Annotated in this window: 15 protein-coding genes; 7 read left to right on the forward strand and 8 right to left on the reverse strand. The window is 73.5% G+C overall.

The annotated features are described in order from the left end of the window. Nucleotides 1-159 precede the first annotated feature (159 nt). From ACZ5GH_RS01950 to ACZ5GH_RS01960, 3 genes are read left to right on the forward strand one after another with little or no spacing between them, the layout of a single operon-like run. Nucleotides 160-918, forward strand: coding sequence for an SDR family oxidoreductase (locus ACZ5GH_RS01950; RefSeq protein WP_387747920.1), 759 nt, complete (start codon nt 160-162; stop codon nt 916-918). Continuing rightward, complete coding sequence (locus ACZ5GH_RS01955) at nt 915-1,703, forward strand: SDR family NAD(P)-dependent oxidoreductase (protein ID WP_464333199.1); 789 nt, start codon at nt 915-917, stop codon at nt 1,701-1,703. Before ACZ5GH_RS01950 ends, ACZ5GH_RS01955 begins: the two co-directional genes overlap by 4 nt. Next, nucleotides 1,700-2,671, forward strand: a complete 972-nt coding sequence (locus ACZ5GH_RS01960; protein WP_464333200.1) for an NADPH:quinone oxidoreductase family protein — start codon at nt 1,700-1,702, stop codon at nt 2,669-2,671. Before ACZ5GH_RS01955 ends, ACZ5GH_RS01960 begins: the two co-directional genes overlap by 4 nt. A gap of 82 nt (nt 2,672-2,753) precedes the next feature. Here ACZ5GH_RS01960 and ACZ5GH_RS01965 read toward each other — a convergent pair whose 3' ends face one another. After that, complete coding sequence (locus ACZ5GH_RS01965) at nt 2,754-3,236, reverse strand: hypothetical protein (RefSeq protein ID WP_387747914.1); 483 nt, start codon at nt 3,234-3,236, stop codon at nt 2,754-2,756. A gap of 364 nt (nt 3,237-3,600) precedes the next feature. On the opposite strand from ACZ5GH_RS01965, the gene ACZ5GH_RS01970 reads away from it, so the two are divergent. Together ACZ5GH_RS01970 and ACZ5GH_RS01975 are read left to right on the forward strand one after the other, a co-directional pair. Beyond that, complete coding sequence (locus tag ACZ5GH_RS01970) at nt 3,601-4,602, forward strand: ArsR/SmtB family transcription factor (protein WP_387747912.1); 1,002 nt, start codon at nt 3,601-3,603, stop codon at nt 4,600-4,602. Between the two features lie 158 nt (nt 4,603-4,760). Next, nucleotides 4,761-5,318, forward strand: a complete 558-nt coding sequence (locus tag ACZ5GH_RS01975) for a hypothetical protein (protein ID WP_387747910.1) — start codon at nt 4,761-4,763, stop codon at nt 5,316-5,318. 58 nt (nt 5,319-5,376) lie between these two features. Here the strand turns inward: ACZ5GH_RS01975 and ACZ5GH_RS01980 are convergent, their stop codons facing one another. Further along, nucleotides 5,377-6,198: an NAD(P)H-binding protein gene (locus ACZ5GH_RS01980; protein ID WP_387747908.1), complete on the reverse strand. Its 822-nt coding sequence runs from the start codon at nt 6,196-6,198 to the stop codon at nt 5,377-5,379. A gap of 81 nt (nt 6,199-6,279) precedes the next feature. Between ACZ5GH_RS01980 and ACZ5GH_RS01985 the strand changes: the two genes are divergently transcribed. Next, entirely contained in the window at nt 6,280-6,693 is a 414-nt protein-coding gene (locus ACZ5GH_RS01985) for a winged helix-turn-helix transcriptional regulator (protein ID WP_464333201.1), read from the forward strand. 338 nt (nt 6,694-7,031) lie between these two features. On the opposite strand, the gene ACZ5GH_RS01990 is transcribed toward ACZ5GH_RS01985, so the two are convergent. Continuing rightward, the gene (locus tag ACZ5GH_RS01990; RefSeq protein ID WP_464333202.1) at nt 7,032-8,312 is read right to left on the reverse strand and encodes an alpha/beta hydrolase family protein; all 1,281 of its coding nucleotides are present in this window, start codon (nt 8,310-8,312) and stop codon (nt 7,032-7,034) included. Nucleotides 8,313-8,625: 313 nt separating this feature from the next. Here ACZ5GH_RS01990 and ACZ5GH_RS01995 point away from each other — a divergent pair, with 313 nt between their 5' ends. Beyond that, entirely contained in the window at nt 8,626-8,829 is a 204-nt protein-coding gene (locus ACZ5GH_RS01995) for a hypothetical protein (RefSeq protein ID WP_464333203.1), read from the forward strand. 75 nt (nt 8,830-8,904) lie between these two features. Here ACZ5GH_RS01995 and ACZ5GH_RS02000 read toward each other — a convergent pair whose 3' ends face one another. From ACZ5GH_RS02000 to ACZ5GH_RS02020, 5 genes are all read right to left on the reverse strand, one after another. Next, complete coding sequence (locus tag ACZ5GH_RS02000) at nt 8,905-10,572, reverse strand: eCIS core domain-containing protein (RefSeq protein ID WP_464333204.1); 1,668 nt, start codon at nt 10,570-10,572, stop codon at nt 8,905-8,907. 255 nt (nt 10,573-10,827) lie between these two features. After that, on the reverse strand, nt 10,828-11,307 hold the full coding sequence (locus ACZ5GH_RS02005; protein ID WP_464333205.1) for a hypothetical protein: 480 nt from the start codon (nt 11,305-11,307) through the stop codon (nt 10,828-10,830). Nucleotides 11,308-11,386: 79 nt separating this feature from the next. Continuing rightward, nucleotides 11,387-12,064 (reverse strand): hypothetical protein, encoded by a 678-nt coding sequence (locus ACZ5GH_RS02010; protein WP_464333206.1) that lies wholly within the window; start codon nt 12,062-12,064, stop codon nt 11,387-11,389. Next, a complete protein-coding gene (locus ACZ5GH_RS02015) occupies nt 12,061-13,800 on the reverse strand; it encodes an alpha/beta hydrolase (RefSeq protein WP_464333207.1) in 1,740 nt (579 codons plus the stop codon). The genes ACZ5GH_RS02010 and ACZ5GH_RS02015 overlap by 4 nt, the downstream gene beginning before the upstream one ends. Further along, nucleotides 13,800-14,189, reverse strand: coding sequence for a hypothetical protein (locus tag ACZ5GH_RS02020; RefSeq protein WP_464333208.1), 390 nt, complete (start codon nt 14,187-14,189; stop codon nt 13,800-13,802). The genes ACZ5GH_RS02015 and ACZ5GH_RS02020 overlap by 1 nt, the downstream gene beginning before the upstream one ends. Between the last annotated feature and the right edge of the window lie 159 nt (nt 14,190-14,348).

Here is a 14,348-nt window from a genome sequence, read left to right on the forward strand (position 1 = left end):
GTACAGGCTTTCCCGCCGACCGGCCTGCCGGACCGCCCTGCGGACCGGGCCTGGGCGGACGTCCGACCGGCTGTTGACAGGCTCCCGCACCGACAGCATGCTGAGCAAGCGCTTAGTCAGCAGCTGGAAGAGATCCTCGCACGAAAGGCAGGACGCTCCGTGGTGCACTCCTTCAAGGGCCGGGTGGCCGTCGTCACCGGATCGAGCCGGGGCATCGGCCTCGGCATCGCACGCGAGCTGGTCGACCGCGGGGCCAGGGTCTGCCTCACCGCCCGCAACCCGGAGCCGCTGGCCGAGGCCGTCCGCGACCTGGGCGGGCCGGACAACGCGATCGCCGTCGCGGGCAAGGCCGACGACCCGGCGCACCAGGAGGAGGCGGTCGCCCGCACCCTGGAGGCCTTCGGCCGGCTCGACCACCTGGTCAACAACACCGGCATCAACCCGGTCTACGGGCCGGTCCTCGACACCGACGAGGCCGCCGCCGCCAAGATCCTCGCCGTCAACGTGCTGGCCCCGCTGGCCTGGACCCGCCGCGCCCACGCCGCCTGGATGGGCGAGCACGGCGGCTCGGTCGTCAACGTCGCCTCCATCGCGGGCATCCGCTCCTCGCTCGGGATCGGCATGTACGGCGTCAGCAAGGCCGCGCTGATCCGGCTCACCACCGAACTCGCCGCCGAGCTGGGCCCCCAGGGCATCCGGGTCAACGCCGTCGCCCCCGCCGTGGTCAAGACGAAGTTCGCCCAGGCGCTGTTCGAGGGCCGGGAGGAGGAGGTCGCCCAGGCCTACCCGCTCGGCCGGCTCGGCGTCCCCGAGGACGTCGCCGGCGCGGTCGCCTTCCTGCTCTCCGCGGACGCCGGCTGGATCACCGGACAGACCCTGGTCGTCGACGGCGGGGTCACCCTGGGCGGTGGAATGTGACCGCCTCGGCGTTCGACGGCCGGGGCGTGGTGGTGACCGGCGGCGGCCGGGGCATCGGCGCCGCGCTGGCCCGGGCCCTCGCCGCGGCCGGCGCCCGGGTGGTGGTCAACGACCAGGACGCCGCGGCGGCGCGGGCGGTGGCGGCGGAGTGCGCGGGCGCCGCGCTGCCCGGGGACGCCGCCTCCGCCGAGGGGCTGGCCGACCTGGTCGGCCGGGCCCGCGCCGAACTCGGCGAGATCGACGTCTGGTGCGCCAACGCCGGCGTCGCCCCGGTGGGCGGGGCCGACGCGCCCGCCGCGGCCTGGGCGAGCGCCTGGGAGGTCAACGTCCTCGCCCACGTCCGGGCCGCCGAACTGCTGCTCCCCCGCTGGCTGGAGCGCGGCGAAGGGCGCTTCCTGGCCACCGTCTCCGCCGCCGGACTGCTCACCATGTTGGGCTCGGCCCCGTACGCGGTCAGCAAGCACGGCGCGCTGGCCTTCGCCGAGTGGCTCTCCGCGACCTACCGGCACCGCGGCGTCCGGGTGCACGCGCTCTGCCCGCAGGGCGTGCGCACCGACATGCTCGCCTCCACCGGCGCCGTCGGCGAGGCGCTGCTCGCCCCGACCGCGCTCGACCCGGCGGACGTCGCCGAGGCGGCGCTGGAGGGGATGCGCGCGGAGCGCTTCCTGCTCCTGCCGCACCCCGAGGTCGCCGACTACTACCGCGCGCGGGCCACCGACCCGGACCGCTGGATCGCCGGGATGAACCGGCTCCAGCGGGAGCTGGAGAGGAGCGAGGCGCTGTGAGGGCCTGGCAGGTGGGTGAGCTGGGCGAGCCGGCCGAGGTGATGCGGCTGGCCGAGGACGTCGCGCGGCCGGTGGCCGGCCCGGGGCAGTTGCTGGTCCGGGTCCGGGCGGCGGCCGTCAACTTCCCGGACGCGCTGATGGTGCGCGGGCAGTACCAGGTCCGCCCGCCGCTGCCGTTCACGCCCGGGGTGGAGCTGTGCGGCGAGGTGGTGGACGGCGCCCGGCGCGGCGAGCGGCTGATCGGCAACCCGGTGCTGCCGCACGGCGCCTTCGCCGAGTACGCGCTGCTGGACGCCGCCGCCGCGTTCCCCGCGCCCGAGGCGCTGGACGACGCCGAGGCCGCCGCCCTGCACATCGGCTACCAGACCGCCTGGTTCGCGCTGCACCGGCGGGCCCGGCTGCGGGCCGGCGAGACCCTGCTGGTGCACGCGGCGGCCGGCGGGGTCGGCAGCGCGGCGGTCCAGCTCGGCCGGGCCGCCGGGGCGCGGGTGATCGCCGTGGTCGGCGGGCCGGAGAAGGCACGGGCCGCGCGGGCGCTCGGCGCCGACCTGGTGGTGGACCGCCGGGAACGGGACTTCGTCGCCGCCGTCAAGGAGGCCACCGAGGGGCGCGGCGCGGACGTGGTCTTCGACCCGGTCGGCGGCGAGGCCTACACCGGCTCCACCCGGTGCGTCGCCTTCGAGGGCCGGATCGTGGTGGTCGGCTTCGCGGCCGGGCAGATCCCCGCCCCCGCGCTCAACCACGCCCTGGTGAAGAACTACTCGATCCTGGGCCTGCACTGGGGCCTCTACAACGCCCGTGACCCGCGCGCCGTCCGCGCCGCCCACGACGGACTCACCGAGCTCGCCGCCGAGGGCGCCGTCCGACCCCTGGTCAGCGCCCGGGTGCCGCTGGCCGCCGCCGCGGACGCCGTCCACCGCGTCGCCGCCGGGCTCAGCACCGGCCGGATCGCCGTCCTGGGCGACTGACCCGCCGCGCCGCCCGGAGCGCGGCCGGGGCGGGGCCGCGACGGCCCCGCCCCGGTTCGGCGTCACCCGCCCCGGCTCGGCGTCAGTAGACCAGGATGTCCCAGTGGCTGCCCTCGTTGCAGTACAGGTTGCCCGAGGCGGCCTTCCACTGCGGGTAGCCGTCGCCCCGGTAGCCGATGTAGGTGAAGCTGTTCTGGATGTAGCCGTCGATGCAGGAGTTGCGGCTGATGTCCACCTTGTAGCCGTTGTAGTGGCTGTAGGTGCCGGAGGCGTGGCCCACCTCGGTCCCGCCCGTGATGTTGATGGCGCAGCCGCTGGCGCGCTTGAGGGTGATGACGGCGTCGACCGTGCCCGAGTTGATCTGCTCGAACGAGGTGCAGGTGGAGTTGGACCTGGTGGTGCAGCCCCCGCTGGAGCTCCAGGTGATGCCGGCGCTGCTGAACTGGGCGGCGGCCGTCGCCTGCGACAGCTTGGTGCCGCTCGCGACGGCCGGGGGCGCCGCGACGGCGAGGCCGGCCACGGCCAGGGCGACGACGGTGGCTGCGGTGCGTGGCTTCATCTGCATCTCCCGGTGAGGATGGCGTTTCTCCGAGCAGGCTCCGAGGACCGGCACCGCACCAGGATGGCGCAGCGCCGTCTATGCGGGTAGACCCCGGTCCGTGAATTTCGGGTGACGGGGGGCGGCCTTCGGTGCGTCGCCCCGGTCGCCGATACGGCTGCGGCGGGGGCGGGAGCACTGTCAGGATGCGGGGATGACACCGTTTCAGCCGCCCGCACCGGCGCCTGCACCGGCGCCCGCTCCGGCGCCGACTCCGGGCTCCACTCCGGCGTTCGCACCGGCGTTCGCACCGGCGCCCGCGACACGCGGGAAGGCCGGGACGTCGTAGTCACCGCACCTTGACCGAACGACGGAAGCCCGGGGGGGCGTCGTGCTCACTTTCCACCTGTCCAGCGGCGATATCGGCCGCGTCCGCATGGCCGAGGGGCTCGACCCCCTCTGGGAGGTCACCACCAGCCTGTACCTGTACCAGAACCGCGAGGCGAACCTCGCCTTCGACGCGTGGCGCCGCCAGGTCACCGAGCGCATCAGGCGCGGCGGTCTGGAGCGCACCGTGGCCGCACTGGCCCGGCTGTTCCCCATCGACGGCTACGCCCCGGACTTCCTGATCCCGCGCCAGGGCGGCACCTCGCTGGAGGAGGGGATCGACCAGGTCCTGTCCACGCCCCGCCGGCAGATCGCCGCCCAGCTGACCAGGTACGCCGGGTACCGACCGCAACTGCCACTGTGGACCAGGAAGTTGGCCGAGGGCGAGCTCGGCGCCCTGAAGGCGCTCGGCGCCGCGATCCGGCAGTACCACCGGATCGCCATCGCGCCCTACCGGCCGCGCACCGAGCAGGCCGCCGACACCGACCGCAGGCAGCGGATCCGGGCCGTGCTCTCCGGCGGCGCCGAGGGGCTGCTGTCCAGCTTCGACGAGGACGTGCTGCGCTGGCAGGACGGGACGCTCTCGGCCTCCTGCGCGGTCGACTGGGAGGTGCACACCGGCGGGCGTCCGCTCACCCTGGTCCCGTCGTTCTTCAGCGCGCACCCGGCCGCCGTCGTCGACGAGGACCTGCCGCTGACCCTCACCTACCCGGTGGCCCGGCCGCTGAGCTGGCTCGCGCCGCCGTCGACGGACGGCTCCCGCGCGGCGCTGGCCCAGCTCGTCGGCCCCGCCCGGGCGCGGATCCTCCTGCTGCTGGACGACGGGCTGAGCACCTCCCGGCTGGCGGCGGCGCTCGGCGTCTCCCCCGCCACCGCGAGCTGGCACACCGCCATCCTCCGCGACGCCGGGCTGATCACCACGTGCCGGGAGGGCAGGGCGGTGTGCCACCGGCGCAGCCGGCTCGGCACCGCGCTCCTCGACGGCGATCCGGAGCCGGCGGCGTGAGGGCGGTGGCCGGGCCCGGCTTCGAGGTGCATCGAAAGGATGGCCCGGACGCACCGCTCCCGGTGAGACTGGCCAGGCCGCGGCCGTCACACCGCCGCGGCTCCCAGGGACCGCGGCAACCTGCCCGCGGTACGGGCGATTTCAGGAGAGTGACCCCCATGCGAAACCCGCGCACCCTCGCTCCCCGGGCCGGCGCCGTGCTGGCCGCCGCGCTGATGGCGGCCGGACTGCTGGGCGCGACCGCTGCCCAGGCCGCACCGGCCGGGACCTCCGCCGGGGCCCCCGCGGTGAGCGCGACCGCCGCCGTGTCGAACGCCGACCAGACGGTCGTCCAGGGCACCGCGGGCCTGAGCCGCGGGCAGAGCTGGTCCTCGCCCGACGGCGGCACCGTGCTGTACCAGCAGGGTGACGGGCACGTGGTGCTGTACCACAACGGGGCCGCGATCTGGACCGCCCAGGGCACGTACGGCATCGGCAGCTACTTCTACATCCAGGCCGACGGCAACCTGGTCGCGTACGACGCCGCCATGCGCGCGGTGTGGAACGCCCAGACCTGGGGCCACCCGGGCGCCTACCTCGCCATCCAGAACTCCGGGAACATGGTCGTCTACTACGGAAGCACGCCGCTGTGGTGGTCCAACTTCCGCCCCGGCGGCAGCGGACCGGTCGACCCCGACCCCGAGTGCACCCCGACCCCGCACCGCCTCTGCCCGTAGCCCGTACGCGGGCGGGCGGTGCGGGAGCCCGCACCGCCCGCCCGCGCCGTGCGACGCCTCACCGGCCCCCGGCGATGACCTCCAGGGCCGGGCGGGGCTCGCGGCCGAGCAGGGCCGCCAGATCCCCCGCCCCGCCCGGGCCGGCGAGGAAGCCGTGGGCGATCGCCGAGTAGGTGCCCACCAGCATCGGCACCTGGAAGGCCGGCGCGCCCGTGGCCCCCACCGCCGCCCGGGTGTCGGCGAGCCGTCCCGGCCGGTACTCGGCGCCGAGCGCCTCGGCCAGCTCCGCGCCGCCCAACGCCCGCTCCCCCACCAGCTCGTAGGTCCGGCCCGCGTGTCCGGCGGGCGCCAGGGCGACGTTCACCGCCGCCTCCGCCAGGTCCGCCCGGGCCACCGCCGCGAGCTTCCCGTCCCCGAGCGGAGCGCCGATCACCCCGTCCGGGCCCGGTGCGGCGATCGCCCCCAGGAACTCGGCGTACAGGCCGTTGCGCAGCACCGTCCAGCGCAGCGTGGCGGACTCGCGCAGCCGCCGCTCCGTCCAGCGGTGGGCGAGGGCGTAGGGCAGGTGGTCGCCGTCGCCGGACAGACTGGTGTAGACGACGTGCTCGACGCCCGCCCGCTCCGCCGCCTCGATCGCGGCGCCGTGCCGGGCGATCACCACGTCGTCCTCGGCGGCGCCGGCCGAGATCAGCAGCAGGGTCCGCACCCCGGCGAAGGCCCGCGCCAGGGTGTCCGGCCGGTCGAAGTCCACCAGTCGGGCCGGAACGCCGTCGGGCACCTTCTCCGGCGTCCGGGAGCCGGCCGCGACGCCGTCCCGCCCGGCGAGCCGCTCCAGCACCAGCGCGCCCAGGCCTCCGTTGACTCCGGTGACGAGCAGCATGGGGTTCCTCCAGGGGTGATCGGTCGTCGGCTACCCGACCATCCTCGATAGCCTGGGCGTCCGGCGTAAGGAGGCACATTCATGTCAGCAGGGCACACCGCGGTAACCACCCCTCGCCCGGTGGTCTGGTGCGAGGACGGCGTGGACTGCGGCATCCGCGACCTGCTGGACCGCCTGGGCGACAAGTGGTCCGTCCTCACCGTCGTCGAACTCGCCCAGGGCGTACGGCGGTTCCGCGAGCTGCAGCGCGCCCTGCCGGGCATCTCGCAGCGGATGCTCACGCTGACCGTGCGCCGCCTGGAGCGCGACGGCGTGGTCTCGCGGACCGTCCACCCGACCGTCCCGCCGCAGGTGGAGTACGAGCTGACCGCGCTCGGCCACAGCCTGACCCACCTGGTGCGGGCGATGGCGGACTGGTCGTACGACCACCACGACGCGATCGTCTCCTCCCGCCGCGCGTGGGACGAGGCCAACCCGGGCTCGGAGATCCGCTGACCCGTTCGGGCGGACTCCGGCGACCGCGGGAATGACCGCCCCCATACGGCTGTTGTTGCTCTCCTGCCGGCGGACGACCGTCAGCGGGGGCAGCAGGCGATGGCGCACGACGACAGCAGCGTTCACGGGACGGTGGCGGCGGGGCGACCGGCTCCCTCGCCCTCGCCGACCCGGATAGCGGCCTCGCCTACGCGTACACCCGCCGCCGCTTCGGCCTGCCGTCGGGGTACGGCGCGGGGCCGGAGAACCACCGGCTGATCACGGCCGCGGTCCGGGCGGCCCGCGGCCGCTAGGCCGGGACGCGGCCGGGCGGCCGGCGGACGCTGCGGCCGGGGCGGCTACCGCTCGTACGCCATCTCCGGGAAGCGCGCCGAGGGCCCGTCCAGCAGGTGGTCGTCCTGGCCGCGCAGCCAGCGGTCGAAGAAGGACGCCACGTACGAGCGGGTGGCGAGTTCGGCCCGGCCGGGGCGGATGTCGCCGACGTCCTTGCGCAGCTGCTCGGCGTCGAGCACGCCCTGCCGGGCGAGCTGCGGCAGCAGGGGCTGGGCGTCGGTGTACGAGCCGTGGCGGGAGCCGGTGAGGGTCACGTCGGCGTGCCAGCCGGTGCTGTGCTGCCACAGGGCGTTCCAGCCGGGCTGGTTCCGGTAGCTCCCGGAGTCGTCGCTCCCGGTGCCCATCAGCAGGAACGGCCGGTTCAGGCCGTCCTCGGCGACGCTGGGCAGAGCGACGCCGGTGTGGCCGTCGGGGCCGGGGAAGTGCAGCTGGCCGTCCATGTTGACGCCGGCCGCGATCCGCGGGTCGTCGTGCATGGTCTGGAGCGCGGTGAAGCCGCCCGCCGACTGGCCGACCATGCCGATCCGGCCGAGGTCCAGGGCCCGGGCCACCCCGGCGGGCAGGCCGGGCCGTTCGCCCAGCCCGGCGAGCTGGTCCAGCACGAAGCGGGTGTCGGCGACCCGGGTGGCCATGGCCTTGCGCAGCACCGCGCCGATGTCCAGCCCGGGCTGCCCGAGCATGCCGGGGAGCACCGAGGGGGCCAGGTCGCCGCCGGGGAAGGCGACTTCGGAGGCCTCGTAGGTGTGGTCGACGGTGACCACCACGTAGCCGCGCGAGGCGAGGTCCTCGACCAGCGCCGTCCCCCAGGTGCGCGGGTCGCCGAGGCCGGGCGAGTACAGCACCACCGGGCGCGGGCCGCCGGACAGCGCCGGGGCGTCCCTGCGGGCGTGGGTGCGGATCGCCGACCAGTCGGTGCGGCCGGGCGCGGTGCCGTAGTTGAGCAGCCCGACGCCGTCCGGCCCGTCGAAGTGCTTCCCGGCGGTGGGCTCCATGTACGGGGCGCGGTCGTCGCCGGCGGCCGGGTGGGAGGTCGGGTACCAGAGGCTGACCATCAGCTCGCGCCGCTGCCCGGGGTGCCAGGGGTCCTCCCGTCCGGTGTCGGTGAGGTGCAGCGCGGTGGTCCCGATCGGGTACGGCCCGCTGGGCTCCGGCAGCCAGGCCCGCGCCTGCCGCCCGGTGCCTGCCTCCCCCGGCGCCGCCGCCACCGCTCCGGTCGCGCCGACCGTGCCCACGGCCGCTGCCGCCGCCAGTACCACCGCTGCCACGGCCCGTCCCGGAATGCCCATGGTGTTCCTCCGTCTTCCGATCATCGAACACCCAGGACACTACGGTCGGGGAGGGGGCGCGGCCGTCATACCAGGGGGCCAACCCGCCCCTGAGTACCCGGGTATCACTCCCCTACGGGTACCCGCCCGGGCCCCGCCCCGCGACCGGCCTCGCCCGGGCGCGCGTCGTCCGCGTGCGCCGTCCGACGGAACGCGCCGCGGTACGGCGTCGAACCGCCGCCGGGATACGGCGTCCTCGGCCACCGCCGGTGCTAGCTTCCAGCTGCCGCCCGGCCGGGGCGGCACTCTCGACCGCCATTCGAAGGAGCGACCCATGACCCAGGCCGGCGCGTCCGATTCGGACCACAAGAAGTCGCTGGTGAGGGAGGCAGCAGGCACGAAGACCTGGCACCACGTCGTCCGGGCGGACGCGGACGCCGCGGCCGCGTACCTCAACGCCGATCCCGCCCAGGGCCCGGGCGAGGCGACCATCGCCACCCGGCCCGACGGGCAGATCGACATCCTCGCCTTCCTGTAGCAGCGGGCTCCCCGCCCTCGGGCCGGTGCCGCGGCACGCCTCCCGGCGCCGCGGCACCGGCCTCGGCGTGTCACCTCAGGCTCCGCCGTTCGATCCCTGTCCCGCCACGATGTCGGCGAAGACGATCACGAGCGCGCTCTCGCCGTACTTCGCCGTCAGCTCCTCCCGGAAGTCGCCGCTGCGCACCAGGATCCGGTTGATGTGGATCTTGGTACCGATGGGGAAGGTCATCTCCTCCTCGGACTGGTTGTTCCTGCCGAGCGCCCTTCCCCGGTGGTCCTCCGGGAGGCCGAACTCCCAGACGATCTCCTTGCCGGCGACGTACGTGTGGGTCAACGGATCGCCGTACGTGGTCGACAGGATCGCCGGCCACTCGATCGTCTGGTCGACCGGGACGTAGCCGCCGTCCGGGTGGCTCTCCTGCTGCTTGAGGATGCCGCCGAACGACTCGTACAGGTGCTTGCTGTCGCCCCGCACCACGTTGCCGTCCGCGTTCGCGCGGGGCGTCGCGAAGTCGTCCCACACGCCGTTGATCCGGGCGAAGATGTCGAAGGTGTCCGCGAGGCTCCGCTCGTCCCACGCCCCCGTGGTCTGCTCGTCCGCGTAGCCCCGCGCCATGGCGACACTGCGCCACGTCTCCAGCACCTCGCGCTCCTTCGACTTGTAGGAGAAGCCGGGGGCGGCGATCTCGCCGGGGGAGAAGCCGACCTGCCCCAGGGCCGCGAGGAGCGGGTTGATCCGGCGGTAGTCGGCGCTGAGGTAGTTCTCGCCGAGGTCGAGGTCCTTCTGCTTCTGCTTGGCCGCGAGGACCGCCGGGTCCAACTCCTGGGCGCGAGCCGCCTCGTACTCCGCGCGGGACGCCTCCCGGTCCGCGACCGTCCCCCACGACTTGTCCTTGAGGGACGCCCGGGCCTTCTTGCCGTCCGCGCCCTCGGAGATCAGATAGGACCCGAGGCTGAAACCGAGGATCGTCTGCCCCTCGATGTCCCTCTCGTCCGTGTGCTTGACGACCGGGGTCCCCTTCGGGAGCTTCGCCGCGAGGGTGCGCTGCACGGGCGCCTCCGCCGCACCGGCCGTCCCCGTCCCGGGGCCGGCCGAACGCTGCACGTCTGAGGCGGCGCGCGGGGCCGGACGGCTCATCACCGCGCGGGCGTTGGCCTCGGCCTCGCGTTCGAAGCGGTCGGAGGGGTCGGAGACCTTCAGCCCGGCGCCGTTGTCGGTACCGCTGACCGGCCCCTGGCGCTGCTGGATGACATGGGTGAGCTCGTGGGCGAGGGTGTGGGCGTCGGCCCCGCCCTCGCCGATGACGACGTGGTTGCCGGAGGTGTAGGCACGCGCTCCGACCTCGGCGGCGGAGGCCTTCGCGGCGCCGCCGGTGTGGACGCGCACGTCGGAGAAGTCGGCGCCGAGGCGGGACTCCATGTCCGCACGGGTGGCCTGGTCCAGGGGCCGGCCGGGGCCGCGCAGGACATCGTGGACGGAGGAACGCTGCACGGCCGGGGCGGCGGCACGCTGGACGGCGGGGCCGTCGAAGCCCTCGTGACCGCAGCCGTCACCGTGCCGATGCTGCTCCTCGTCCGGGCCGTGGCCGGCCCGGCGGAGCATCTGGACCACCGCCGCGTTGCCCACGGTGCCCTGGAGGGCGAGCAGCCCCGACCGCGGCTGCCCGGCCCGGGCGGGCGCGCGCCTCGCTTCCTGGCCCGCCCTGGCCCCCGTGGCTTCCTCGTTCTCCCGCTTGCGCATTGGGCTCAGCCCCTCCTGGGATCGTCGGCAACCTCCCACTCAACCCGACGGCCACGGCGCGGCGGAAGGTCCTCCGGGGCAGACTCGGGGGCCCCCGCGACGGTCTCCCACGGCACTTCCGTACAGGCGGCACGGCATCAGGGTGCGGTGCGCCCGCTCCTGCCGGGACGCCAGCCGACAGTGTCAAGCCGAGCAAGCACAGCATCCGAGGGCCAGGCGGAGTCCGGCTCGCCTCGAACGCGGCCGGATGATGGTTCAGTGCGACCAGAACGGATCGTCGTACCGGGGAATGATGTCGAGATTGCCGTTCGGCAAAGTCGGCTCGGGGACGTAGGTGCCGAAGGGGTCGCGGTCGCGGATGACGGGGATGGGACCCACGGTGGCTTGGAAGGTGATGTTGCCGGCGGCGCCGAAGAGCATGCACACGCCGTACCGAGTGGGCGTGGTGGCGAACATGGCGGGCTGGCCGGGGTTGACGGAGGTGATCCGGTAGCCATGGGCCTGCCAGCCACGTTCGACGACGCCCAGCAGCGCGCCGTACTTGGCTGCGGCGACCTTGGTCATGATGTAGCGGTCGCGGGTGGCCACGGCATAGCCCAGGGAGCGGTCGTCGGGGCCTGTGGTCTGCTCGGTGGACCGCGGCCAGCCGTCCCAGTACTGCAGCCGAGGGCGAATGGAGGTCATCGCCTCGTCAAGGAGCGCGTTGAGTGCCTGGACGGCCTGTTCGGGGGTCATTCAAGGACTTTCCAACGGTGCGGGCGCCGTACGGCATCGCCCGGCAGGCGGTATCTGGAACAGAGGACGGGGCCGGTGCTCAAGCAGACCAGTATGGGTCGTCGTACTTGGGCAGGATGTCCGGGTTGCCGTTGGCCATGACAGGGTCGGGTGTCGGGGTGCCGAACAGGTCCCGACCGTCGGGCACCGGGGTCGGGCTGACTCTGGCCTCGATGTCGATGTCCCCGGCGGAGCCAATGCCGATGCGCACGCTGAACCCCTCCGCCGTGGTGGCGGACACGGCCTTCCCAGCGGGGCCCGTTTCGATTCGGTAGCCCTTGGCCTCCCACACGCTCCGAACCGTGTCCAGCAGGGTGGCGTACTTGGCGGGGGCGACCTTGGTCATGACGTGGCGCTTGCGGGAAGCCTTGGCGTAGCCGAGGGAGTGCTCGTTCAGGCCGGAGGAGTACTGCTCCCTGGTCTCAGGCCAGGCATCCCAGTACCGCAGCGTCGGCTGCACGCTCGAGGTCGCTTCTTCCAGCAGGGCGTTGAGCTTCTGCAGGGCCTGCCCGGGCGCCATGAGCGGGGCCGTCGCCATCGGGTCCGGGCGGGCGCCGTCGCCGACGCCGGCCGTGAAGGCGCCGCAGGCCGTCAGCGTCAGCACGAGCGCGATGGGCACGGCGGCCGCAGCGAGACACCGCGTCAGCGGCTTGCCGGGTCGCGGGGCGTTCGAGGGTGCGGCGCTGACGAGCGGGGTGCGACGGGACGGGATGTTCATCGTTGGCCCTGCCTTGTGACGTGGTCGTACCTGCCGGCCACGATTTGGCCGATGTTGTTGACCGAGACCGCAGTATCGTCCGGTGCGGGGTCCTTCTTCGGCTCATCCATGTAGTGGGAGTGCGAGTCGAAGGACAGCGGCGCGCCGTCCGGGACGGCGAAGCGGTTGGCGCCGAATTCCTTGCTGGCCGGGTCCTGGCCGAACCAGAGTTGGTTGTCAGGGGAGTACATCTTGTAAACCTCGTCGCCAAGGGGGCCCAGGGCAGGGAACAGGGCCACGTCGTTGGCGACACGAGTTGCAGGCGGCAGATGGCTCACGGGGTCGTTCTCCGCGTCGCCGACCCAGACATGGCCGGGATCGACGTTCAGTTGGGATGCCTTGGTGGCCCCGGTGCCGGGGGAACCGACGAGGATGATGTCGTCGGCGCCGGTGCCACCAGTCATCTGGGCGCCCAGGCCGACGGTGGTGGAGCCGTAGCTATGGGCGAGGGCGACGAGGTGGGCTGGGGGGCCGTCGTGGGTGGCGCGCAGGCCCGCCATGAACTTGTCGTAGGCGGCGCCGCCCTTGGCGGCGCGCTCCGTGTCCATCACGTCCAGAGGCCGGAGGTCGCCCTGGGCGAGCTTCTCCAGGCCGGGCGGCGGATCGTAGCCGAGCCAGACCATCGAGGCGACCTCGGCGTTGGGATCGGCGGCGGCGGCTGCGTTCCACACGTTCAAGGCGCGGTCCGCGTCCTTGCCGCCGACCGCGGAGAGCGTGGTACCCAGCCCCGGCACGTATGCGCTGACGTTCTTCGCGGTGTCCGGGTTGCCGTAGGACAGGATGCCGCGACCCTGCCCCTCCTCGCTGACGCCGATCAGGAAAACGGGCGGCTGCTTGCCCCTGCGTTCCTCCAACTTCTTGCTGATCGCGATGAAGCCGTCGAGCTTCTGCTTCTCGTCCTCCGTCAGATTGGGTTTCTGCTGGTACCTGCTGATGAGGTTGGCGAGATTGAGCTGATTGGCCTCGTTGCGGGCCACTGCGGGGATGCCGTCGCGCATGCCCAGCAGGTCCGGGTGCGCCTCGATGAGCCGCTGCTGCTCGCCCGGCGTCAGGCCCTTCCACCAGGAGTTGACCTCGGTGGGCGAGGCACCGGCGGGTGGGAAGCCCGCGGCCATCAGGTCGACGCCCTGCTGTGTGACGGCCTTGAGGTCGGCGGCAGCCTTGTCCGTCTCCAGCCCCGTGCCGTTTCGGGCGCGCTCGGTCAGGGAGTTCAGGAGCCCCGCGATCTTCTGATCGGCGTTGCCGGCCTCGGCGACGGCGCCGGATATCCGGTTCGCCAGCGCCTTCGCCCGTTCGGGGATGTTGTACCCCGGGTCGTTCGTCTCGGCCTTTGACGGCGCGGGCCAGGACACCGTCCCGTCATCGGCGACGGTCAGCCCCAGTTTCTGAGCCTCCTGCAATGCCATCTGCAGCTTGGACTGCGCCAGCAGGAAGCTCTCGGACGCCTCGCGCAGCAGCCCCGAGACCGCGGACATCTCCGTGTGGGCGGCGTCCAGCCGATTGCTGGTGCGCTGCAGCGAGGCGTTGGCGGCGCCGGCCGCGTTGCCAACCCAGTTCGCGTTGAGGACGTGCTTGAGGACCTCGTGCTGCATGTTCTGGACATGCTTGCCGAAGTTGGTGGCAAGGGTGTCGTAGGCGGTGGCCGCCGGCGCCAGGCCGGACAGGTTGGCGTCGCGCAGCTGGGCGAGGCTGACCATCAGTGCGTGCCCTGCGAAAACAGCCCGGAAGGCGTCAGGCTCGTGGCGCCGTTCTTGTCCGCGTTGCGGTAGTCGGTGGCGGTCTGGCTCAGCTTCAGGGCGACCCCGTCGACCTCGGAGGCCAGCTTGTTCAGCAGTTCCTCCCACGCCGCGGTGCAGTTGTGCAGCGCGGCGCCGACCTGCCAGCCCGACAGAGCGGCGACCGCCGTGTCGGAGGGCTGGTGAATCGCCTTGAGCTCGCCGGGCATCGCCTCCCCACTCTCCTTGGCTGCCTTGGCCGCCAGGTCCAGATCCGCCGGGTTGACTCCGAAGGTCGGCCCGAGCGGCGGCGTGATGGAGGGGAGGGCGTAGAGCCCTCCCTGCCCGTCCGGGCCTGCGTACGCATTCATGGACTACGGTCCCCCCTGCCAACCGTCCTGTACCCGCTCAACGAGCCGCGCCGCCGCAACTGCGCTGCGGTGCGCATGACTGCACATCTGAGCGATTCATTCGTGCATGTGAACGTAGCAGACCGAATCACGGCCCAGCTCGTCGGACCGGTCGAGCCG

The sequence above is a fragment of the Kitasatospora sp. Xyl93 genome (assembly GCF_055383135.1).